Origin of the sequence: Anaerocolumna aminovalerica (genome assembly GCF_900115365.1) — a bacterium.
In the GTDB taxonomy this organism is placed as follows: Bacteria; Bacillota; Clostridia; order Lachnospirales; family Lachnospiraceae; genus Anaerocolumna; species Anaerocolumna aminovalerica.
This window is the reverse complement of record NZ_FOWD01000017.1, coordinates 39,728-62,448: the sequence shown is the minus strand read 5'-3', so window position 1 is coordinate 62,448 and position 22,721 is coordinate 39,728. Positions and strand designations below refer to the sequence as shown.

The 22,721-nt window shown below is 32.8% G+C and carries 17 protein-coding genes and 1 other annotated feature; of the genes, 1 reads left to right on the top strand and 16 read right to left on the bottom strand.

Annotated features, from left to right (window positions below):
• Positions 1-108 precede the first annotated feature (108 nt).
• The 8 genes from BM183_RS10975 to BM183_RS10940 all read right to left on the bottom strand — a co-directional run bounded on the left by BM183_RS10975 (position 109) and on the right by BM183_RS10940 (position 10,681).
• A complete protein-coding gene (locus tag BM183_RS10975) occupies positions 109-2,058 on the bottom strand; it encodes a V-type ATP synthase subunit I (protein WP_091686933.1) in 1,950 nt (649 codons plus the stop codon).
• On the bottom strand, positions 2,045-2,371 hold the full coding sequence (locus BM183_RS10970; protein WP_091686932.1) for a hypothetical protein: 327 nt from the start codon (positions 2,369-2,371) through the stop codon (positions 2,045-2,047). The genes BM183_RS10975 and BM183_RS10970 overlap by 14 nt, the downstream gene beginning before the upstream one ends.
• Before the next feature lie 56 nt (positions 2,372-2,427).
• Positions 2,428-2,480: a sequence feature (sodium ion sensor (DUF1646 type); this cis-regulatory element may regulate processes involved in with the transportation of sodium ions), on the bottom strand.
• 365 nt (positions 2,481-2,845) lie between these two features.
• Positions 2,846-4,330, bottom strand: a complete 1,485-nt coding sequence (locus BM183_RS10965; RefSeq protein ID WP_091686930.1) for a carbon starvation CstA family protein — start codon at positions 4,328-4,330, stop codon at positions 2,846-2,848.
• Positions 4,331-4,595: 265 nt separating this feature from the next.
• Positions 4,596-5,318, bottom strand: a complete 723-nt coding sequence (locus BM183_RS10960) for a LytR/AlgR family response regulator transcription factor (protein ID WP_091686929.1) — start codon at positions 5,316-5,318, stop codon at positions 4,596-4,598.
• A 49-nt stretch (positions 5,319-5,367) separates the two neighbouring features.
• Positions 5,368-7,089, bottom strand: coding sequence for a LytS/YhcK type 5TM receptor domain-containing protein (locus tag BM183_RS10955; RefSeq protein WP_170847968.1), 1,722 nt, complete (start codon positions 7,087-7,089; stop codon positions 5,368-5,370).
• Between the two features lie 268 nt (positions 7,090-7,357).
• Positions 7,358-8,491 (bottom strand): non-hydrolyzing UDP-N-acetylglucosamine 2-epimerase, encoded by a 1,134-nt coding sequence (wecB, locus tag BM183_RS10950; RefSeq protein ID WP_091686926.1) that lies wholly within the window; start codon positions 8,489-8,491, stop codon positions 7,358-7,360.
• Positions 8,492-8,552: 61 nt separating this feature from the next.
• Complete coding sequence (locus BM183_RS10945) at positions 8,553-9,662, bottom strand: polysaccharide biosynthesis C-terminal domain-containing protein (protein WP_091686924.1); 1,110 nt, start codon at positions 9,660-9,662, stop codon at positions 8,553-8,555.
• Positions 9,659-10,681, bottom strand: coding sequence for a polysaccharide biosynthesis protein (locus tag BM183_RS10940; protein WP_091686922.1), 1,023 nt, complete (start codon positions 10,679-10,681; stop codon positions 9,659-9,661). The genes BM183_RS10945 and BM183_RS10940 overlap by 4 nt, the downstream gene beginning before the upstream one ends.
• Positions 10,682-11,009: 328 nt before the next feature.
• Here BM183_RS10940 and BM183_RS10935 point away from each other — a divergent pair, with 328 nt between their 5' ends.
• Positions 11,010-11,336, top strand: a complete 327-nt coding sequence (locus BM183_RS10935) for a hypothetical protein (protein ID WP_091686920.1) — start codon at positions 11,010-11,012, stop codon at positions 11,334-11,336.
• Between the two features lie 129 nt (positions 11,337-11,465).
• Here BM183_RS10935 and BM183_RS20720 read toward each other — a convergent pair whose 3' ends face one another.
• From BM183_RS20720 to BM183_RS10895, 8 genes are all read right to left on the bottom strand, one after another.
• Entirely contained in the window at positions 11,466-14,210 is a 2,745-nt protein-coding gene (locus BM183_RS20720) for a glycoside hydrolase family 88 protein (RefSeq protein ID WP_170847967.1), read from the bottom strand.
• A gap of 53 nt (positions 14,211-14,263) precedes the next feature.
• Complete coding sequence (locus BM183_RS10925) at positions 14,264-15,409, bottom strand: polysaccharide pyruvyl transferase family protein (RefSeq protein ID WP_091686918.1); 1,146 nt, start codon at positions 15,407-15,409, stop codon at positions 14,264-14,266.
• 177 nt (positions 15,410-15,586) lie between these two features.
• Positions 15,587-16,567, bottom strand: coding sequence for a glycosyltransferase family 2 protein (locus BM183_RS10920; protein WP_091686916.1), 981 nt, complete (start codon positions 16,565-16,567; stop codon positions 15,587-15,589).
• A 38-nt stretch (positions 16,568-16,605) separates the two neighbouring features.
• Positions 16,606-17,841 carry a hypothetical protein gene (locus tag BM183_RS10915; RefSeq protein WP_091686914.1) on the bottom strand — a complete coding sequence of 412 codons (1,236 nt, stop codon included), beginning with the start codon at positions 17,839-17,841 and terminating at the stop codon, positions 16,606-16,608.
• A gap of 312 nt (positions 17,842-18,153) precedes the next feature.
• Entirely contained in the window at positions 18,154-19,332 is a 1,179-nt protein-coding gene (locus tag BM183_RS10910) for a glycosyltransferase (RefSeq protein ID WP_091686913.1), read from the bottom strand.
• 70 nt (positions 19,333-19,402) lie between these two features.
• A complete protein-coding gene (locus BM183_RS10905; protein ID WP_091686911.1) occupies positions 19,403-20,512 on the bottom strand; it encodes a glycosyltransferase family 4 protein in 1,110 nt (369 codons plus the stop codon).
• On the bottom strand, positions 20,509-21,705 hold the full coding sequence (locus BM183_RS10900) for a glycosyltransferase (RefSeq protein WP_091686909.1): 1,197 nt from the start codon (positions 21,703-21,705) through the stop codon (positions 20,509-20,511). Before BM183_RS10900 ends, BM183_RS10905 begins: the two co-directional genes overlap by 4 nt.
• Entirely contained in the window at positions 21,702-22,709 is a 1,008-nt protein-coding gene (locus tag BM183_RS10895; RefSeq protein WP_091686907.1) for an acyltransferase family protein, read from the bottom strand. The genes BM183_RS10900 and BM183_RS10895 overlap by 4 nt, the downstream gene beginning before the upstream one ends.
• Between the last annotated feature and the right edge of the window lie 12 nt (positions 22,710-22,721).

The following is a 22,721-nucleotide window of genomic DNA, read 5'->3' as shown; positions in this document are numbered from 1 at the left end:
TGATGTAAAGCAATAAAGAAGCCTCTTTATAATCTTAAAGTTTAATTTGTTGTTTGACTTAACTTTTTATTTTATTGCTTTCATCTTATAAATTTAATCTAATAAGAATTACTCTTTTAAATTAGTATATTTAGGCTTACTTTGTAGTAATTTAAATGCCTTTCCTCCCCCTTCGTAGAATTTACCAAAAAACTCTACATAGGTAAGACGGATGGAATGAACATATCCACTAAGTACGCTTAAGAAAACGTTAAAGGAATGTCCAACTGCAAATACTACGATTCCCCCGATGATTCCAAAAATACCCATATCAAATAGCATTTTAGCCATCATATTAATTGCAGAGGCGATAAATGCTCCGGACAGGCCAAGAGCCATTAATCTGGAATAAGATACAAAATCCCCTACATAGCTGGAGATTCCATATAGACTATAAAGTCCCCCTCCAATTTTACCGCCTATACTTTCAGAACTTCTGCCTCCTGTTAATACAATTCCAATCATACCTATAGCCATAATTACGGCAGCTACATTCTTGATACCACCGTATAAAATACCGGTTGTTGTTAACAGGAGAAGTATTGCACCTATCAGTGCCATATACCAAAAGCCTACATCATACAGTGCATCTAAGATCTTTCCATCTCGTATATTCAGATATGCATGAATTCCTAATGCTATGAATATATGAAGAATACCAAACGCAATAGAGATAATAAGCAAACGATTATATTCCACTGCAACATCAATCAGTGCAGGTAGAGGTATAATACCTCCAAAGAAAGAACCATATATAGCGCCCCAGAAAATTGTTGCTATACTACCATAAAAATAAAATAGCATATTCTTTCTTTGCTCCTTGGAAAGATTAAAGGTTTTAAGAGCAATTCCGGTACCCAGTGCCAATAATAATCCATATCCCATATCTGCTATCATCATACCAAAAAAGAATATATAAAACGGCGTAAATAAAGGTGTCGGATCAATTTCATTATACTTTGGAAGTGCGTACATGGTAGTTAATGACTCATATGGTTTGGAAAAAGTGGAATTTTTCAATAATATAGGTACTTCTTCATCCTCTTTATCCGCTTCTTTTATTTCCATAAAATAAACATTATTTAAATTCTTTTTTACAATATCCGTGAATTCATTTATCATGTCTGCCGGGACATATCCTTCAATAATATTCACATTCCCAGCCATTAAAAAATTTTCTGAGGAAGCAATTCTTAACTTGTTATTCATGTAGTAATCATATAGCAATTCCAGGTTGGGCAGATATTTGCCTAGTTCAGTCAGCTGCTTTTCACAATTACTTTCTTCCTCTTTTAATTCACTTATCCTGTTTAGAATGACATCCATCTCTTTGTTCGGTATATCCCCTATACCTAACCTTGTTTCTGTAAAGCTATGATTTCTAAGGATTTCCATTACCTGATCCGCTTCTTCCTTTGCGGAAATAACAAGAATATAGATATAACCCTTTTCTTCTCCAATTACCTCATAATAGGTATACTGGGATTCCAGCAGTTCTTTTTCCATACTGTCCCTGGTATTTCTAGGTATAGTTCCCATTAAGGTTATGCATTGTTTCGTGGAACCGAGTTCACTGACAGCTACGTCTAAACCAGCCCATGGTCTTAGTTCATTCATAGTAGAATTTAGTTTTTCCTTTTCGCTCTTAATAGCATCCAAGGAGGAACCAATTTCTTTCAGTTTTTCATAGATAGGCTGATAATTAAAATTTTCAGCTCTCTCTTCCAATTCTGTAAACTCTAGAACTTCCTTTCCTTCCTTCATAGCTTTTAATCCGGTTGCTCTGGTGTCATATTTGGATAACTTCTCAAGACCATACTTTACCTTTGTAATCTCTTCATTTAACCGGACAATGTTTTCAGGAACTTTTGCATTTTCCAATCCCATTTCCACATAATCTGTATTTTCTTTTAAATCCAGAAAATGAACATAGTTAAATTTTTGGAGTTCATGAAGAAGATTTTCTTTATCTGATTCAAAGACAAAGAGGCTAAACCGATTCATTTTAACTATTGCCATTTGTTTTCACAATCCTCTCAATAACAATGTTTATAGCTGAAGTTAATTCTTTTTCATCCATATTCCTAATAGCATCTGCATTTTCTTTGCCTTTTAAAATAGTTGGCTGAGCCTTTGACTGAGCATCTTCTTCCGCTTTCTTTTTTATATTCTCTGCTTCTGTTTTTGCATCATAAAGGATTTGCTTATATTTTTCTTTTGCAGAAACTTTAGCTTCATCTAAAGCTTTTTCTGAATATATACGGGACTGCTCCAAAAGTGCTTTTGCTTCCTCTTCAGCTTGTTTAACTAACTCTACAGCTTCTTTTGCCATTCTTACACCTCCTTTGAAAGTTAATGGTACAAAAAAAGAGCGCAAAACTTTAACTAAGCTCTCCACCCTAAAGCTCAAAACTTGAAACAATTAATAATAATTGCCAACCGGAAAAAAGTTCCAATATTCAATAAATCTGTCATAAACAATTTATTACCATTATAATTTTATAATATCAAAAAGTCAAGAACGCTTCCTTAATTTTCATAATAAATTATGCCTAATTTTATTCATTTTATCAAAGATTTAACTTATAAAACTCATAATAATTATTAAAATTACACAGAATTCATTGTGAAAAATTAAGTTCTACTTTACTGTATATTGAGTAAAGCAGCTGCTACTTAGACAAATATTGGTCAAAGTAACAGCTGCTTCGTTTTACAAGTTTTATCAAAAGGAGATTATTATTGTATGTAATTCATTTTCATTTACTCTTTTATGATAACTATAATACCCCTCTTCAAATTATAGTTACATTTTATAGTTTAGAATAATGTCTTTTCTCTTAGAAGCTAATTTTGGTACTAGCCATAAGAATAGCACTGCACATATTGCACCTAAAGTATATGAAATAGCATAACTGGTGTCTGCAATACCAAACATTTCACCAATTCTAGCTTCTAAGCCGAAACCAATTTTTTCATGGAATATATAACTAAATACGATAAATGTATAAAAAGTTCCCGGCAGTAAAGCAATTAAGTAATTTCTGCCGGCAGTTTTTAAATACACCACAATCATTGCAAGAGCAAATACTGCCACAAGTTGGTTGGTAAATCCGAAATATCTCCATAGTAAATTAAATCCACCGGGAGAACTTTTTGCATAAATGAGAATTAATATAGCCGGAATAAATATAATTAAGGATAATCCAACACGTTTTTTAGCATCTTTTTGATCGATATTAAATTGTTCCGCAATCATTAAACGTAAAGCTCTAAATGCTGTATCGCCAGAAGTAATCGGAAGAACGATAACCCCGGCAATTGCAAATAATCCGCCAATTGTTCCCATAAATTCTCTGGAGATAATACCTACCATCTGAGTGGCTCCGGTTACCGTATCAGTTCCTCTTCCGAATAGAACCATGGCACCTGCTGCCCAGATCATAGCAATGGCACCTTCTACAAGCATCATAGTATAGAATGTATGACGCCCTTCTTTTTCATGTTTTACAGTTCTAGATATAAGTGTTGCCTGGCTTCCATGAAAACCTGACATAATACCACATGCCACTGTTATAAAGAATACCGGAATGAAGGATTGTCCCTTTGGATGCTGTGTTAACAATCCACTGTTTAATGCCGGCATGTTTGCACCGCCGTCAAGCATAACACCAACAAAAACACCAATAGCAGATATAATCAATACTGCACCAAAGATTGGATAGATACGGCCAATAATTTGGTCAATAGGAAAGATTGTAGAAATGACATAGTAAAGTAAAATTACTGCGTATACAATCCAGATTACATTGCCCTTAACATCCATTCCCATTATATCTCCGACGATTAAGTCACCAGGTGTATAGATAAATACAACACCGGTAAGCAACATTAATATCCAGATGATAACGGTATAGATTTTTGTTGCTCCGTTTCCCATGAACTTGTACATCATTTTAGGAATTTGTGCACCGCTGTTACGCATAGAAATCATACCTACAAAATAGTCATGAAGTGCACCTGCAAGAACACATCCAACAGGAATCGTAATAAAGGCAATAGGCCCAAATAAAATACCTTGAATCGGTCCAAGGATTGGCCCTGTTCCTGCGATGTTTAAAAGTTCAATTAATTTGTTTTTCCAAGGCTTCATTGCTACATAATCAACACCATCTGCCAATGTAGTTGCCGGCGTATCTCTGTCGTCTGGTCCAAAAACCTTTTCACAGAACTTTCCGTAAATTGCTCCCCCAACTATTAAAATCACTAGTCCAATTAAAAATATTATCATAGCTACCTCCTGAATAAATTAATTTTTAAAAGTACATCTTTTGGACTTCTAAAAACACTAACAATATCCACCATTCCTCCTTTATGTAAAATGTACAAAAAAACCTTTATCAAACAACATTTTTAACGTTGAATGACTTAATGAAAATGTAATATTTTTTACACTTTCTTTATTTCTATGTAAATTTTATCATATTTTTTTAATTATTACTTTGGATATTGTGTATCTTGTATAAATTCAGGGGTGACATGTTAAAATCAGTGCATCAAATGCAAAGAATATTCTTCAAATTTTTGATTTGGTTCCTGCTGATTGGTAAAACCTCATCTTTAAAGCCTTCCATTTTCACACAGTATGTGTTACTAAACCAGGGATATATCTCCAAAACATAATTCAGATTAATTAAATAACTTTTCTGTATTCGGAAGAAACCCTTATCTCCCAGTTTTTCTTCAAAGTAATTCAGAGGATTATTATCTTTGTAGCTTTTTTCTTTCGTGTGAATGATACAGACCCTGTTTTGAGATTCAATGTAAACAATAGATGGAACCTCAACTAAGAGAATCCTTTTATCCACATTTAAAGGAATTTTGGATATATACAGATTATTGTAGTCATGGCAGCACTTCCCATGTTTTTGAATATATTTATCTAACATCTGCTTAACTTTTTCTTCTGAAAAAGGTTTTAATAAATAGTACAACGCATCTACTTCAAAAGCTTTATCCGCATAGTTATTGTAAGCTGTTGCAAATACAATTTCTACTTCCGGAATTAATTTACGAGCCGCCGCAGCAAGAGAGATACCGCTTATATCCCCTAAATTAATGTCGATACAAAGTAAATCAAACCGTTCTGCGGCAATGAGTTTCAAAGCTTCTTCTCCGCTTTCCATTTCCTGTATTACCGCATTTGGCACTATTTCCTTAATAAGGTACATTAATTCACTTCTTGCAGGTTTTTCGTCATCAATGATTCCTATTCTCATAGCTTTATCTCCAATTCTTAAAATTATTATATGAATAAAATTACAGGACTTAAACTACATTCTTATAGGCAGGCAAATTTTTTGGTTCCAGTTTATTCGAAATATCTTTCGGTATGGTTATGCTAACTATAGTGCCATTGGTTGATGTATCAATATCCAAGCCATTATTTTCTCCATAAATATAACATAATCTTTTTTGTACATTTATTAGTCCGATTCTGCCATTGTCAATGGTGTTATACTTTAACCCATGTACCACATTCTGTGGAATTCCTAACCCATTATCCATTACTGAAATTTTAATTGCTTTATCTGCTTCCTTAATTGTAATTTTAACTTCTCCCTGTTTCTTCTTCATAGCACCATGTTTAATTGCATTCTCTACAATAGGCTGTAAAATCAGACAGGGCATTTTACAATCAATATCTTCCGGCATATCAATAATGATATTCAACCGCTCATCAAACCTTGCTTTTTCAAGCTGTAAATAAGCCATAACATAATCCATTTCATCATAAATACTTACAAATCCATCTTTTGTTTGTATGGAATTTCTAAAATAGGTAGCAAGGGCAATTAAAAGTTCCCTTGCTTTATCCGGTTTTTCTCTGCAGAAAGCACTGATTGTATTTAGGGAGTTAAATATAAAATGAGGATTAATCTGTGTCTGTAAGGCTTTAAATTCTGCTTTCTGTAAAAGTGCCTGCTGCTTTTCCATTTCCGAAAGTTCAAACTGTACAGAGAATAATTTACTTAACCCTTCTGCAAACTGAACCTCCGAATGGTAAGAAATTTTAAATTTATTTGCAAATATAATTAGACATCCAAAAGGTTGTCCGTATTTCATTAACGGTGCACCTATAGCAACCATTTTTTCCAAAGATTTGTATAATACATCTTCTTCAGGTACCTGTTCAGCAATACACACTTTCTTCTTAGTTAGAACCTCATTGGCAAGGCCTGGCAAAAAGCGGTTTAGTCCTATACAATTTAAAGTTTTTCCTTTTACACAGATAATATTTTCTTTATCTGTAAAAATAACAGCTAAGTCTTTGGAATATTCTAAAATCACATCGCTGATTTTACTGCAATTCTCCTTATTGTAAATACCCGACTGTAAAAGTGGCAGACATTTTTTAGTTATTTCAAATATAAGATTTACTTTACTTCCCACCTCATATTCCATTTCTTTAAAAATATGATTAAAAACACTTACAAACAATACCATACCCATAGAGTTAAAAAATACCATAGGAACTGCAATCACTCTTACCAAGGTAACAGCTTCCTGATAAGGTTTGGCAAATATTAAAATAATAATCATCTGCAACAGCTCGGCAAAAAAAGTAATAGCAAATAAATCGGAACTTTTATACTTATTCTTTTTAACATATTTGGCAGTAACTGCACTAATGATTCCTTCTGCCAATGTTGAGATTGCACAGGCAAAAGCAGTAAAACCATTAATATCTATTATATATCTATGGATACTTCCAATTATAGCTGCACCAATGCCAACAATCGGCCCTCCAATAAATCCTCCTGCCATAACACCAATAACACGAGTATTAGCAATAGCCCCATTCACCCCATAACCTGTATAGGTTGAAATAACACTGATGATCCCAAAAATAGCAATTAGTATAATATATTCTTTTGTTTTGTGTTTTTCCCTAACAATATACTTTTTAACCAATTTCACCCTTGCTAAAATTTGAGCCAGAATAACAAGCAGTCCTATATTCAATACAATACTTTTTATAACTTCCACACACATTCTCCTCATAACAGGTATACCACTACCCTGATATCTTTTTATATTTCTACAATAAAAAAAGGCAGGGAACTCCATAGGAGCTCTCCACCCTAAAGCTCAAAACTTGAAACAGATAAAACTGCCAACCGGAAAAAACATATATATAATGTAATTTTGTAATAATAATTTATTACTATAATAGCTTAAAAATGTTGAAAAATCAATATTTCCTTAATCTTTCATTATAAATTTTTATTAAATATCACCAACTCTTTCAAATACTTTAAACGTCCTTACTCCCCCATACTACCCTGTTTACATAGTTGGTATAGGATAAAATAATTCTGAGTACTTTATCTGAAACATTTTCCATACTATAATCCCTTACGATTCTCAATGAATTTTTTTGCTGGTGTTCTAATATGGTAAGTCCCTGAAGGATTCTTTCTTTTGTAAGGCCTGTCATAATTACAGCTGCCTCTTCCATGGCTTCTGGTCTTTCATGAGACTGTCTGATATTAAGAGCCTTAAATCCAAGAATAGAGGATTCTTCACTGATTGTACCACTGTCGCTTAATACAGATTTTGCATTTACCTGAAGATTAACATAGTCATAGAATCCAAAAGGCTTCATAATTTTAACATAAGAATTTAATTCTATATTATCTTCATAAATTTTCTTTTTAGTTCTGGGATGTGTACTAATAATGATTGGAATATTATAAATTTCGCCAATAGCATTGATACTGTCTATTAAGTTTCTGAAATTTTCTTCTATGTTTATATTTTCTTCTCTGTGTGCAGATATTAAAAAATATTCTCCCATTTTAAGATTTAATTTTTTTAATATTTCTGAATTCTTAATTCCTTCTTTTCCAGAATGTAAAACTTCAAACATGGGGCTCCCTGTCTTAATAATCCGATCTGCCGGAATTCCTTCATTTAATAAATATTCCCTTGCTATATCACTATAAGGCAGGTTAATATCGGATATATGGTCAACAATCTTTCTGTTTGTTTCTTCAGGTACCCTTTGGTCAAAGCAACGATTACCAGCCTCCATGTGAAATATGGGAATATGCCTTCTCTTTGCAGCTATTGCCGACAAGCAGCTATTGGTGTCTCCAAGTATTAAAAATGCATCCGGTTTTCTTTCATCTAAAATAGGTTCTATTTTAATGAGTATATTTCCGATTGTTTCCACAGCCGAACTGGTAGCAGCTCCCAAAAAATAATCCGGCCTCTTTAACATAAAATCCTTAAAGAATATATCATTTAATTCATAATCGTAATTCTGTCCAGTATGTACCAGGATGTGTTCTATGGCATCTGATTTTTGTAATTTTTGAATAACCGCTGATAATCTTATTATTTCCGGGCGGGTTCCAACAACTGTCATTACTTTTAATTTTTTCATTTCTGCTCCCTGTTTTTCTAATTAAAGATCAATAAAAGATTCTTTAAACATGACTTCTATTCTATAACTCCATAAAGTAAGTATCCGGTTTCCGGGGATTAAAACTTTCATTTGCCCATATAATGGTCACCATATCTGTTTCACCAATATTTTCAATATGGTGGATATAGCCTACCGGTATATCAACTACTTCCAGTTTGTCTCCGCTTACATAGTATTCTATCACCCGGTCTGAATTCAGTTTTCGAAACCGTATTACACCTCTTCCGCTGACTACAAGAAATTTTTCATTTTTTGTGTGATGCCAATGGTTTCCTTTTATCATTCCAGGCTTGGATACATTTACTGAAATTTGTCCCTGTCCTGCGGTTTTAATGAACTCAGTAAAAGACCCTCTATGATCTGCATTCATTTTTAAGGGATAAGTAAGATTGTTCTCCGGCAGATAACTTAAGTAAGTACTGTATAGTTTTCTGGTAAAATCCTCAGACATATCAGGAATGGAACAGTTAATACGGCTATCCTTAAAAGACCTAAGTAAATTTACCACTTCTTTCAGTGTAATTTGATATACTACAGGTATTTCACAAAAATCACCTTTCTTATTGCCTTTATCCTTTAACAGACTTATTAATTCTTCTACAACATCATCAATATAAGCCAGATTTAAGACTGTTTCCGGATCTTTGACCGTAACAGGTAAATCTCTGGCAATATTATGAGCAAGGGTTGCTATAAAACTATTATAGTTGGGCCTGCACCATTTTCCGAATACATTTGGCAGCCGGTATACAAAAACTTTCGCCCCTGTCTCTCTGGAATAATTAAATACCGCATCTTCCCCTGCTTTTTTACTTATTCCATATGGATTATCAAAAACAGCCTGTATGGAGGATGATATGGTAACCGGGCAATTATTTTTATGTTTTTCTAAGGCATCCAAAAGAACCTTCGTAAATCCTAAATTCCCCTCCATATATTCCCTGTCCTCATTAGGGCGATTCACTCCTGCAAGATGATATACAAATTCAGCTTCCTCACAATATTGGTCTAACAAAGAGAGTTTTGTATTTTTATCAAACATTAAGATGTCCGTATAATTTAAATTTCTTAACTGGGCGATTAAATTTTCTCCGATAAATCCTCTTGCTCCTGTTACTAATATCTTCATTCATGACACCCGCCTTTTAATTCCTTCTGGACATAGTCAATAGTTAATAGAAGTTCTTTAATCTGTTCTATATTTAATCTTTCTGTATTATTGGAGTTGTATTCTTTGTAATCAGAAAGTATTTTGCTTCCCTGGTGATAATATTTATCATAATTCAAGTCCCGCTTGTCTGCAGGTACACGATAAAATTTCCCTTTATCCTGAGCTGCAAAATATTCTTCTTTTGTTAACAGGGTTTCATATAACTTTTCTCCATGGCGGGTACCTATAATATTTAGCTTGCTATCACTGCCAAATAATTGGATTAATGCCTGTGCCAGATCCCCTATTGAGGAGGCAGGTGATTTCTGTACCATAAGGTCCCCTGATTCTCCATTTAAAAATGCATAGATTACTAATTCCACAGCCTCTTCAAGGCTCATTAAAAACCGGGTCATGTCAGGATTTGTAACCGTTAAGGGTTTTCCAGCTTTAATTTGTTGTATAAAAAGCGGAATGACGGAGCCCCTGGAAGCCATTACATTTCCATAACGGGTACCGCAGATTGTTGTCCTGTCCGGGTCCACCGTCTTGGATTTTGATATAAATACCTTTTCCATCATGGCTTTGGAAATCCCCATTGCATTAATCGGATAAGCGGCTTTATCCGTAGACAGACAAATTACTTTCTTTACTCCAAATTCTATGGCTGAAGTTAAAACGTTATCCGTTCCTAAAACATTTGTCTTTACAGCCTCTAGTGGAAAGAACTCACAGGATGGAACTTGTTTTAAAGCAGCAGCATGGAAAATATAATCAACGCCGTACATGGCATTTTTTATGGATTGTATATCCCTGACATCGCCGATGTAAAATTTCACTTTATTATTTTTATAAAGGTTTCGCATCTCATCCTGTTTTTTTTCGTCTCTTGAAAATATTCGGATCTGATCAATTTCTGTATCTAAAAATCGTTTCAGCACAGCGTTTCCAAAACTGCCAGTACCCCCTGTTATCAAAAGCTTTTTATCTTTAAACATTTTTACTCCTATTTAAAGCCTCTATCTTTTTATTGTATGAATTTTATAATTAAGTAGAACAAAGAAATTTAAGGTATAGGGTGACACTATTATATATTATTCTTTTTGTTTTTTACTTTTACGACATTTTTTGTAACATTTTATAGGTTTGTTTCATAATATAATAATATAACTTTTTATCAGATGTCAGTTAGTCATAATACTACCATTTGGATAATGGTTATTAATGGCTGCTGCCTCAAAAGATAAGTTTAAATAAATTCCAATTCAGTTCAAAATACACCCGAATTGAAGTTTTACCTGATTTTATAATGAAAGGAGACGAATTATGGACTTTATCAGATTCTTTTTAATAATGTTAGTTCCTGGATTAATTGCAGCTAAGGTATATGGAAAAATAGGATGTGTAGATGGAGAACCCCGGATAACAACTGCTTTAATATTTGATTTATTTATTTTTTTAATCAATATTACGGGATTGTATTTTTTCAAAGGTATTTATACCATGACAGCTCTTCTTACGAGCTTTAATTGTTTAAGTTTTACTAGAAGGTATGGTCTTTTGAGCATATTTATCGGTATCCTGCTTGCAATAATGTCTGGTACTCTATACAGGATTTTTCATATCTGTCATATCTTTAAAAAACGCAAATAGAGTGAATCATAGTTTTATCCGGTATAAAGGCCGCATTTCAATTTACAGAGGAAAGGCGGCCTGATTACATGTTTTGCAAGAATACGTTCTTATTTTTTAAAATCCTTCCAACTACAGAAAAAGGTTCTGTTATTCATTATTTCTAATTGCATCCAGCGATAAAGCTGCTAACGCAGTGGTTGGACCTTGAGACCATGGAAATACATCATATCTTTGAGGGTACATGCTAAATCCCATACATTCTGCTGAAGAATTGGTTACCAGACCATCTATTACAGAATTCCGAAGAGCCTGAAGCCCTAAATTCGAATAATATAAATAAGTTTTATTCAGTATACCTATTTTAACTCCCCTATGAATGGCATAAGATATCATGGAAGTTGATGATGTATCAATGTGTCCCTCTAAAGCTGTTAACTGCCAGGAGTAGTACCCATTATCCTTCTGATACTTTATAGTGGTTTCAACAACTTTAATAAAAGTTCTAACTAAAAAATTATAGTTGGGGTTCATGGAATCAATATATTCAAGGCTGTCTACCATGCCTATCAATAACCATCCTACTCCTCTGCCCCATCCAATGATTCCTAATTTGCTGTCTTCTTTTAAATTGTACCCATGATATGGAAGAAATGTATTCCTATCAAATCCAAAATGAATAAAATTGATAATCTGTTTTACAGCTAAATTTATAGCCTTTTCATCATGATATATTTTTCCATAACGGCATAAGAAAGGACATATCATGCCTATACTATCGATATAAATATCATTAGGACTGTTTTTTCTATAGGGAAAACTATTCTTTTTATCTCTTGGATAATCATATAAATAATTGATAATTTTTTGAATGGCTTCTTTGTAAATATCTTTTTTCATTTTTTGATGTACATAAATTAAGGAATAACCATTTATGGCATGATCAGGATTTACAATAGGAATACCATTTTGAATCCATTTATCATAGTATTGTTTCAGTATATAAAAGTCCTGAATATCCTTGCTTGCATGGTAAGAGCATTCTAAAGCCGAAGCTAAAAGTCCATTGGGCCAGAAAAAATGATCTGCTCTGGTCAGCTTCCTTGTGAAAATAATACTGTAGATATTAGTTCTTATCATCTGCTTCGTACTAATCTCCGGATAAGTTAGAATCTGAATTCTTGTGTTTTTACGCAGATTGTTGAATATAGCAATCCACTCTTCTTCTATCTTGTTAGAATCAGAGGATAATGGAGCCTCTTCACTTTTATCCGTAATATCCTTTTTAACGTAAACTGTCTTTTTATTCTTAATGAATCTTATCTTATTTCCGGCCTTTAAGAGAGTATTGGAATAGAATTTATTAATATTATTAAACTTATCTGGATAGGATTTTAAAATTTCCTGCATATATACGAATTCCTCCCGTTTACGAAACAAGATGAAAAAAGACAAATTTGGTATTGTAATTACCAGTATAAATAAAACAAAAAGGCTTACTGGTGTTATGTTATTACAAAATGATTTCCTTACTAATTGGCAGATAAAAAACACCATGATGATGGTAATAAGGTAAAGAAAGGAATCCTTGTAATATTCATGGGCTTTTTTATTAAATATCATATTATATATAATAAAAGGCCTGGTAAAATTAGAAATTAAACCGGATACTATAGTTCCAATAAATACGCCATTTATTCCAATTAATTGAACCAGCAGTATGGAAATAATTAAGTTTACAATCCCTTGAATCAGAGCAATGTATTTATCCGCATCAAAAATACCAGCTGCTGTTTTATAATTATTTACCGCAATACGATGGGCTTTAAAATAGTAGTCCACCATAATTAATAGTATTGCTGTATTACTAATAACCATATCTTCTCCAATCCAAAGGGTAATAAAGGGAGTCAGCATAAAATATAAAATAATCAGGACCATTCCATAGATCCAGAAAGCAGAAAAACGATAAACTTTAAATAATTTGTATTGCTTTTCCTTACTGTCTAATGCAATCAAATTGCCGAACCCAGAGATCAGAGAATTAAAAATTATATTAATAAAGCTAATTACCGAAAAAATAATCAGATTATAATTGGATAATAATCCAACAAAAGTTACATTAACAAATGAAGAAAGAATAATATTATCCGTTTGATGTATCATAACATCTCCAAATTTATGATACATTAAAGCGGTCATGTTTTTTTTAATGGGTTTCATTTCTTCTTTGGATAAAGGAATATAATCTTTTTCTAAAAGATAGGGATATTGCTTATTCAAATATAAATGAACGAATACTTTTTGTATCACTCCAATAACCGCTCCAGCAATTAAATAGAGCATAAAGCTTTTAAATATTTTCAGGATAATAATCTGTGATATTAATACAGCCACTGAAGTAATGACTTGAATATTAGATTGTATATAATTCTTTTGCTCTGCATTTACTAAACTGTATTTATATGATACAAAATAGGTACTGACTGTGTTGAACAAAAATATGAAATAATATAGGAACAATTCATTTTGACTGATGTTTCCTGGGTCTTTTATGATGAATTTTAAAAAGGGCAGCAGAATTAATCCTGCCACTGTTATAATTATGGCAATAATACGATAAATCTTTTTATATAACTGCATCAGTGTCTTTATGGTCTCATAATTATTTTCTGCTACAGGTTTATAGAGACTATAATTCATTGCTGTACCAATACCAAGTTCTGCTAATGATAATACAGATAATATATTCGTATATAAGCCATTGACACCAAGATAGGTTACACTCAGGTTGTGAATAAAGACTGTCCTTGATATAAATCCCAGGATAAAGGATACAATATTTCCTAAGATACCAAAGAAAATATTCCGTTCTGCATTTTCGATTCTCCCCATATTGATACCACTTTCATAGAACTTTTCATATTAAATATAAAATTTGATCTTTATTAACTTAATGTACCTTTTAGATAATTAATTGCTTTGTTACGTTCATTTTCTAAAATAGGCGCAGTCTGTGAATAATCTAATTGAAAAATTTCATCCTTTCTTAAAACCTCCCATTTCCTTGTTTGTAACCGGAATGTACCAAGAAGCGTATCGATTCTGGAATTCATGGAAGTCCCGGTCCCAATTCTGTCAAATACAACAAATGGTTTTTCAAATAAAATGGCAAATACACATCCATGAAAAGAATCTGTAAAAATAACACTGGAAGATTGTATATACCCAATAAATTCGCCGGGATCAGCCGAATATCTTTTTGGATCCTTCATATCTGCTAGATTCACTACAATTAAACTATTCGCCCTTGCTATTTCTTTTATTTTTTTCTTTCTATCCAGTGTTTGTTCTCCCAAAAAGTAGGTTAACAGATAGCACCTTTTCGGTTTATAGACAGGTTCCTTAGATATTAAAAGCCAATTTTCTTTTGTTAATAAAAGAGTGGGGTCAATAAGAACCTCAGCCTCCCTCCCTGTTAAATTTCTTATAATATCTGCTCCGGCCTCTTCTCTTACAGATAAGCTGGCCATTTCAGAAAGCCATAGTTTATAAGCTTCTGAATATTCAGTGGGAATATGAGAGATACCAAAGCTAGGGGAATAAGCAATTCTTTTCTTCCCGGGAGCAAAGGTTAAAAAATAAATGGATGAATTATGAATATAGTCCGGATTCCATACCTGGTCACTCCCAGCAACAAAATAATCATAACAGTGTGCTAAATTCTCCGGTATATTTTCACTGGATATACAAAATTTCGTTTCTTTAATATACTTATTTGAAAAAGCTTTCAATCGTTTTATCCGCTGCATTCTGGACTTTACGATTTCCTTCTTATGAATTTGATTCCACAATATTGTAATAATCTTGTAAAGCACTTCAGAAAGTTCCATATCTTTTTTCTTTCTATTTTTAAAAAATATTCTATTCCTCATAGGAATCGGAGATGTATTTTCAGATTGATTTGTTGTATCAACTAATATGGTTTCCACTTGAAAACCCAAAGATTTTAATACTTCTTGTAAAGCATAATTTTGTAAGCGGTTTCCGTAATTAAAATAACCATTTAGGGTAATTATTCCAATTTTTTTCATTATACACCCATTGCGTATCACAACCGTTTGCAAATGTGGTACTCTGTTTGCAGATGTGATACCGCCACAAAAGATCAAGTTGAAAGAATTATGATGTGGCATTCTTTCTATACTTTATTTTCTTGCAACCTTCCCCGCATGATGTGGCTTTGCCACATCTCAAATCTGTCCCTGCTATTAACTCCTTCTATTCCTTGTCTGGATACCCTTTATAGTCCGGTATACCTTCCAAAAAATCCTGGCATCAATAACACATAAAATAATATAAATTTTCATTAAAAGTCTAATATTTCTCGATTTTATTGCATATAAGAGATATTTTCTTGCATTTTTTGTTATTGTTTTAAAGTATTTTTTATGGACAATTTCAGATTTTGATAAATAGCCTATAACAATTTGTAAAAAGACTGTATAAAGCTCTCTTGATTCTGCCTCATATTCCGGATAATTACTAATTATAAATCTGTTAACGTAAGGAGCTATTTTTAAGCATGACATTACTTTGTCATTGATTTGCTGATGATTGGCACTCTCATTCCTTTGACGGTAATAATACAATGGATAATCATAGATTGAAATTAATTTTGCCCTATCCAGTACCCGAAGCTGAAATTCAAAATCTTCCCAGTAATGGATTTCTTTATTCAGGTAAAGATTTTTAACTAAACTTCTTTCATATAGACCAGAACCCAAAGAAGTTGGAAAGTTCATTTGCAGCAATTCCATAATAGCCTCTTTGTTTGTAATCTGGTTTTTTCCAATATTTGAATTTTTTAATATTCGGTCATGAAAGATATGCTTTGTGCATACGCACATCTGTGAATGATGGACATGTATGGTTTTTAGCATCTCTTCATACATGCTGGGGACAATTTTATCATCTCCATCCACAAAACCGATGTAATCACCGGAAGCCCGTTTTAATCCAGAGTTTCTTGCAGATGAGACACCTTTGTTTTTTTGATGAATGACAACAATTCTACTATCACTTTTTGCATATCTGTCACATGTTTCTCCGCTGCTGTCTGTAGAGCCATCATCAACCAGGATGATTTCCAATAAATTGTGAGTCTGGTCCTGTATGGATTCAATACACTCACTTATATATTCCTCCACATTATAAACCGGTACAATAACACTTATTAAATCTTTATTCATAATGATCTCGCTTCTTTTTTATGGCTTTTAATCAGTTTTTAGCTGTCTCTGGCTTCCAGATATTTTTGACTGGATGAACATGCAACTAACAGCATTACAATACCCATCATTTTTATTTCTCCAAGGAGGATATTAACAGTAAAGCCTATTAATATAGACAGCACCCAGATATATTGTTTCAGACCGGTTCTTTTTCTTTTTCGAAAGATTAAATACATAAATAGAACGTATGAAATAAATCCATATCCAAGAATCCAGTAAAAATGTCCATTGTGAGGAGAAAATTTACTTCCATCCACTAATGTAACTCCACCTTTACCCCAAAATATATATTCCAGGAAATTAACTTTCTCAATTATAAACTGCCATATTCTAATACGGGAATCTCCTGAATTTCTGTCAATCCGCTCTAATGCCTCCAGAGCAACTCCAGTTTCTAAATACTTTGGTATCTGCGGAATGATATAGATCAGTGATAATACCGTAATCAGAAACAAAAACAAAGAAGTGGGGGTAATGTGAAACTTTAACTTATATTTTCCTTTTAGTAACTGGATTAGCTCTACAATAATAAATACAATAATATTAAAAACAAAAACTAAGAATCCTCCGTTGCTCATGCAGGATATCAGCACAAACAGTAAGGATAATAAGGAAAATGTTTTGGTAAAAAAACTGGTTTTCTCATTACACCATAAATACAATACAATTGCATTCATCATATATCCTATGTTATTGGCATCCATCCATATAAAAGAATACCGGTATCCAACAAAATTGGTATAGGAAAGTTCGTTGATGGAAATTCCGGAGCGGTGATTCCAAAACAGTACTACTTTGTGGTAAAAAGATTTATCAATATTATAGAATACGGCTAATATGACTGCAGATACAATAAATACAATTAAAAAATTCTTCCCCTTAAAGTCGAATTGATTCAGATAATACACAAATATAAAATAATACAAAAACATAGTGGTAAACTGGATTAAATATACCAAATTTTTATATATATACTGGGGAGCTAGAATAAAGCTGAACATTGTACTGATACTCATAAATATAAAAATTATAAGAAATAATTTGTATTCTTTTGATTCATTTAATTTCTTATATCTTCTTAATAACCAATAAAATGTCAGAGGCATTGTATAGGGAACTGATATAAACCAAAAATAAGGCAAAAAAAGTGTATCAATAACACAGGCGTAAAACACAAACTTATCAAAATTGTCTGTTCTATTTTCACTGGGATTCTTAATAATTTCTTTCATATTCAGTCCTCCAAGCCAGGCAGAATCAAACTGCCCTGATTCTATCTGACATAAACTTTAAGTGGGAAGCTTTTCCTTCACACTTCCATATTGTTGTCGCTTCGCGACATCTAAATAATAGAGAAGAAGTTCAACGTGAGAATTCCAATGGATTCTCATGTTGGAGTTCTTCCAAGTGGGAAGATGCTTTTCCTTCACACTTCCATATTGTTGTCGCTTCGCGACATCTCAAATAATAGAGAAGAAGTTCAACGTGAGAATTCCTATGAATTCTCATGTTGGAGTTCTTCCAAGTGGGAAGATGCTTTTTCTTCACACTTCTTCTTTAATAAATTCATATATTTTTTTACATTGCTTTTCCCATGTCTTATTTTCTAAAACAAATTGTCTGGCTAACAATGCCTTTTTTCTTAAAACACTCCTTGGCAGCCCCATTACTTCATTGATTTTACCGGCTAATTGATTGGGTTCGTTATTCTCTACAAAAAACATTTTATCGTAATATTCTTCTGTAAAACCATTTAGTCTTGTGGTCAGTACCGGAGTTCCGCTGACCATATATTCAAATATCTTGGAAGGAAATGTAACTTTAGAGATAAGATTTTCAACCGGTCTGGGATTAATGAGTAAGTAAGCTTCCCTTTGGATTCTCTTCATGGAATTGTTATCAACTTTTCCCCAATAGCGGACGTTATTCATTTTCTCCGCGCATTGAACTACATACTCCGTAATCTGTCCACTACCATAAATATTAAGAATGACCTCTTTATCCTCTACATATTCCATAGCCTTTATTAAATTGATAATTCCACTATATTCAACAAGAGCTCCTGAATAAACTAGATTCTTTTTTACAGGTATTTTTACTGGTATATCATTAATATCACGGGGATCCAATCCCCCCTCCATTACAATATAAGGCTTATCAGGTGCATATAACTGGATTGCATATTTATTTAATGTGATTATTTTGTTACAGAATGAGATTCCCTTCCAGGTTAAGTGATCAAATATCCGTCGAAGCACCTTTGAAATACCCTTTCTGCCAACCGTATCATCAATGGGCAGATCAGCAAGAAGTGTCACTATGTTACAGTCATATTTCTTTTTGAGCCATTTTGCAGGTAATCCCACTTGAGGAAACATGTTAAAAGTAAAAATAGTTTTTATTTTATATTTTTCAATAAGTCTTTTTCCTTCAATATAGGTAGAAAGGGTTTCACATACTTGTTTTAGGAATGGTAAATTAAGAAATCCTATTTTAAGGGAATAAAATGAATCAAATAGGCAGATTCTCTCCCGTTTTATAAATAATTTTCCATTAGGGTAAGCAGCAACAGGGTATATTGTAATACATTTCAGATCAATATCCGGATACTTGGCTAACTGCTCCAATACATTGACCTGCATTTTATTACCGGCCACCGATGCACCATATAATTTTGAAGCAGTTTCCCGGCTGACCCCATACCCTAAAAATAAAACTTTCATTTTGTATCATATCCTCTCCTAATCAGAATGGATGCAATAGAGGTAATAATTAAATATTTTGAAAAATTAATTATTTTTCTTCTTTTAGAGTCATAAATACATCTATATGTCGCTTTACCATGGTCTCAATGGTATATTTCCTGATTTTATTTCTATTGTTATTTGACATTTTTAATCTTAAATCCTCATTTTCCAGAATCTCATTTATTTTTTGTGCAAGTGCTTCTGGATCTTCTGAAGGAATAAGAAAGCCATTCTCATAATCCTCAATTAACTCTGTTCCCGCTATACATTTTTCAGTAGTTACCACAGGTAAACCATGAGCCATAGCCTCATTGATCACTAACCCCCATATATCCTCTCTCGTTGGCAGAACAAATAAATCGGCCATCTGATAGTAATTTCTTAATTCTTCTCTGGATTTAAATTCTACAAAATGAACATTTTTTAGATCTAATTCTTTTAGAAGACTGATATATTTATCTGTGGGCTTCCCACCAACAATGTAGATATCCACGTTGGGACGGATATCTTTGCAGGATAGGAATAAAATATCATAACCCTTTCTGTCAATAAATTGTCCTACAGATAAAATTACCTTTTCTCTTTCAGCACCCAGTTCTTTTTTTAATTGGAGTTTTTCCTCATTCTCTGCTATGTGAGAACTGATATCCTGATCTTTTAGGGAGGTAAAAGGATAGCGGAATATTTTTTCTTTCTTGGCTCCATAGGTAATAAAATATTCATCGTGATTTTGTGAAGTACTGAAATAACCGGCTGCACCTTTTATTAAATGCTTTTTATAAGCTTCTTTCAGCCCCTTTCCATCCTTAGAAAATCCACCATCGCCTTCCAGTAAATATGGAATTTTACGAAACTTCATATATTCAATAGCAATAATTCCAGTTGGAGTTGCTATATTGGATACGACTATATAATCATACTTTTCTTTTTTTAAATACTTTATCATTCCTAAACAAACAGCTTTATCTACATCAACGGGGATTCCTTTCATTATAACTCCGGTAAAATTAACAAAATGATGATAGCTCCAGCTTTCATCCCGTTCTGTTGATGTAAATTTTTCAAATAGTACCGTTAGTTCACAGTATTTTCCCAACTCCGAAAAAAAATCCACTCTGTATGGGGAGGGTATATTGATTAACCATAAAATTTTCATGGAATCACTTCCTTATATAAATCTAAATAAGCCTGATAACATTTATTCTTATTGAATTGTTTCGCCCATTGAACGCAATCATTTGCATCCTTAGGCATTTTTTTTAATTCTCTGATTGCAGTCATATACGATTCTGCATTGATATCTTCTACGATCATTCCACATTTTTCGTTAACCAGTTCCGGATTAGCGGAATATTTATTGGTAATAACTTGTGTCCCACATGCCAGGGCTTCCAATGATACCATTCCAAAAGTCTCTTCCATAGATGGATTAAGAAATATATCCGCTGCGGAATAAATTTCTGCCAATTCTGTTAATTGGTTAGTACGGCTTACAGCCAATATATTGCCGGAAAGTAACTTTCTTTGCTTTTTTTCCATTCCCACAAGCACAATTTTATAGTTATTGTCTAATTTTTCTGCTAAATCATTGAATAACCCTAACCCTTTTCTGTCACTCCATATGGATGCTACTCCCAATAGTATTGTTATATTTTCTAAATGATTATTTTGCCGAAAGCTGCTTATGGAAGGCTTAAATATATTGAGATCAATTCCATTTGATATTACTCTAACCTCATAATCCCTTAGGAAAGAATTCTTAACTTCATCCTTTAGCCAGTTAGAGACCGTAACTATGGTTAAGTTTTCTACACCGGTAAAAATTTCTTTTTTTAAACTATAATTCTTCTTTGAATTATCAAATAAGTAACTAGCCGGGTATAAGGTCTTTTGGATGCAATTATGACATCCTGTTTTCCATCTATTACAATTCACAAAGGTATAATGGGCACAATGACCTGTATAAGCCCAACAGTCATGCAGTGTCCATATGACAGGTATCCCCATTTCCTTTATGTATTCAAACAATAACTTAATATTAATATAACTTCCATGAATATTATGGAGATGAATCAGGTCAGGGCGGTATACTTTAATTTGCTGTATAAACTTCCTTGTTGCCTTAACAGACCCAAAACCCTGTAAGTCAAACAGCCTTGTTTTTAATGCATGAATATAAACATCCAATTGGTTTCCTATTCTTATATTACCGGTCAGATCTTCCGTACATTCTCTTCCATACCCTATTCCTGCCTCATTTTCAGATGCTATTATGGAATGATACAGATCACTGGTAATTCTTCCTGTGCTTCCATATCCAATGTCAGAATTGATTAATAAAATTCTCATGTCCGGCTCCTGTCTGTCTTATAGACTCCAAGTAATATATCTGCAATTTTATTTACTTTGATTTTTTTAGATAGATACCGTACTATTTCAATACCTAGTAGAGTCATTAATATAACAATCAAAGGCCTGAATAATGTAAAATACCAAAGATGAAAATGATTAAACAGGTTCGTAATAATTCCTGCAAATGGTGTATGCAATAAATATATGGAAAATGACATCTTACCCAGGTAGACAAACCAATTTGTTTTTTTCATACCGGAGCAATAACTAGATATTCCCAGTACTAAAGCAATTGCAAACAGTTCAGCAATTATTGCAGCATGTTTCCAATAACTGATGTATATGCCCCAAGACAGATAGATAATTAAAATAATTACATATACACAGCTTATCATTACAAGCCATTTCTTACAAAACAAAGCCAATTTTTCAAGAAGATCATACTTTCGGATAAGCAAACCAAGTATAAAGTAAAGGGCCCAATTCAAAGGGTTAATATATGGATAAATATCCAGTATTTCCTGTCCGGTTAAAGTAATGCTAATTATGGATAAACAGCTGAAGAAGATTAAAAAACAATTATTATTTCTTAACTTCCAAAACAATAAATAAAAGATCATTAAAACTGTCAAATAATATAAATGACTAAATACAGTAAGTGTCGTAAACCAATTATATAAATTTAATCCACCTTTACGTAGAACAACATACAAAAACAGGAAAGTTCCGCAAAAAAACCATGGAATTAAAATGGTCCTGATTTTGGAATAAAAAAATTGGCAGAATGTTTTAGTAGTTCGGAAGTAAAGATATCCGGAAAGTAAGAAAAATACGCCAACACCAATTGAACCAATGCTGCTTAGGATATATCCCAATAAAACAGTCCATGGTGGAGAATTTTGGGGTACAGTTGCAACATGTGCAGCAACAATACTTAATAAAGCAAATGCTTTTACAACGAATATATAATCTCTTTCAGAAAAGCTTTTCGATTTATTCATATACTCACCAGA

Bases quoted from the DNA above. Each gene is read 5' to 3' on its own strand.
- BM183_RS10975 (WP_091686933.1), bottom strand. From the start codon at position 2,058: ATGGCAATAGTTAAAATGAATCGGTTTAGCCTCTTTGTCTTTGAATCA.
- BM183_RS10970 (WP_091686932.1), bottom strand. From the start codon at position 2,371: ATGGCAAAAGAAGCTGTAGAGTTAGTTAAACAAGCTGAAGAGGAAGCA.
- BM183_RS10965 (WP_091686930.1), bottom strand. From the start codon at position 4,330: ATGATAATATTTTTAATTGGACTAGTGATTTTAATAGTTGGGGGAGCA.
- BM183_RS10960 (WP_091686929.1), bottom strand. From the start codon at position 5,318: ATGAGAATAGGAATCATTGATGACGAAAAACCTGCAAGAAGTGAATTA.
- wecB (WP_091686926.1), bottom strand. From the start codon at position 8,491: ATGAAAAAATTAAAAGTAATGACAGTTGTTGGAACCCGCCCGGAAATA.
- BM183_RS10945 (WP_091686924.1), bottom strand. From the start codon at position 9,662: ATGAAGATATTAGTAACAGGAGCAAGAGGATTTATCGGAGAAAATTTA.
- BM183_RS10940 (WP_091686922.1), bottom strand. From the start codon at position 10,681: ATGTTTAAAGATAAAAAGCTTTTGATAACAGGGGGTACTGGCAGTTTT.
- BM183_RS10935 (WP_091686920.1), top strand. From the start codon at position 11,010: ATGGACTTTATCAGATTCTTTTTAATAATGTTAGTTCCTGGATTAATT.
- BM183_RS20720 (WP_170847967.1), bottom strand. From the start codon at position 14,210: ATGGGGAGAATCGAAAATGCAGAACGGAATATTTTCTTTGGTATCTTA.
- BM183_RS10925 (WP_091686918.1), bottom strand. From the start codon at position 15,409: ATGAAAAAAATTGGAATAATTACCCTAAATGGTTATTTTAATTACGGA.
- BM183_RS10920 (WP_091686916.1), bottom strand. From the start codon at position 16,567: ATGAATAAAGATTTAATAAGTGTTATTGTACCGGTTTATAATGTGGAG.
- BM183_RS10915 (WP_091686914.1), bottom strand. From the start codon at position 17,841: ATGAAAGAAATTATTAAGAATCCCAGTGAAAATAGAACAGACAATTTT.
- BM183_RS10910 (WP_091686913.1), bottom strand. From the start codon at position 19,332: ATGAAAGTTTTATTTTTAGGGTATGGGGTCAGCCGGGAAACTGCTTCA.
- BM183_RS10905 (WP_091686911.1), bottom strand. From the start codon at position 20,512: ATGAAAATTTTATGGTTAATCAATATACCCTCCCCATACAGAGTGGAT.
- BM183_RS10900 (WP_091686909.1), bottom strand. From the start codon at position 21,705: ATGAGAATTTTATTAATCAATTCTGACATTGGATATGGAAGCACAGGA.
- BM183_RS10895 (WP_091686907.1), bottom strand. From the start codon at position 22,709: ATGAATAAATCGAAAAGCTTTTCTGAAAGAGATTATATATTCGTTGTA.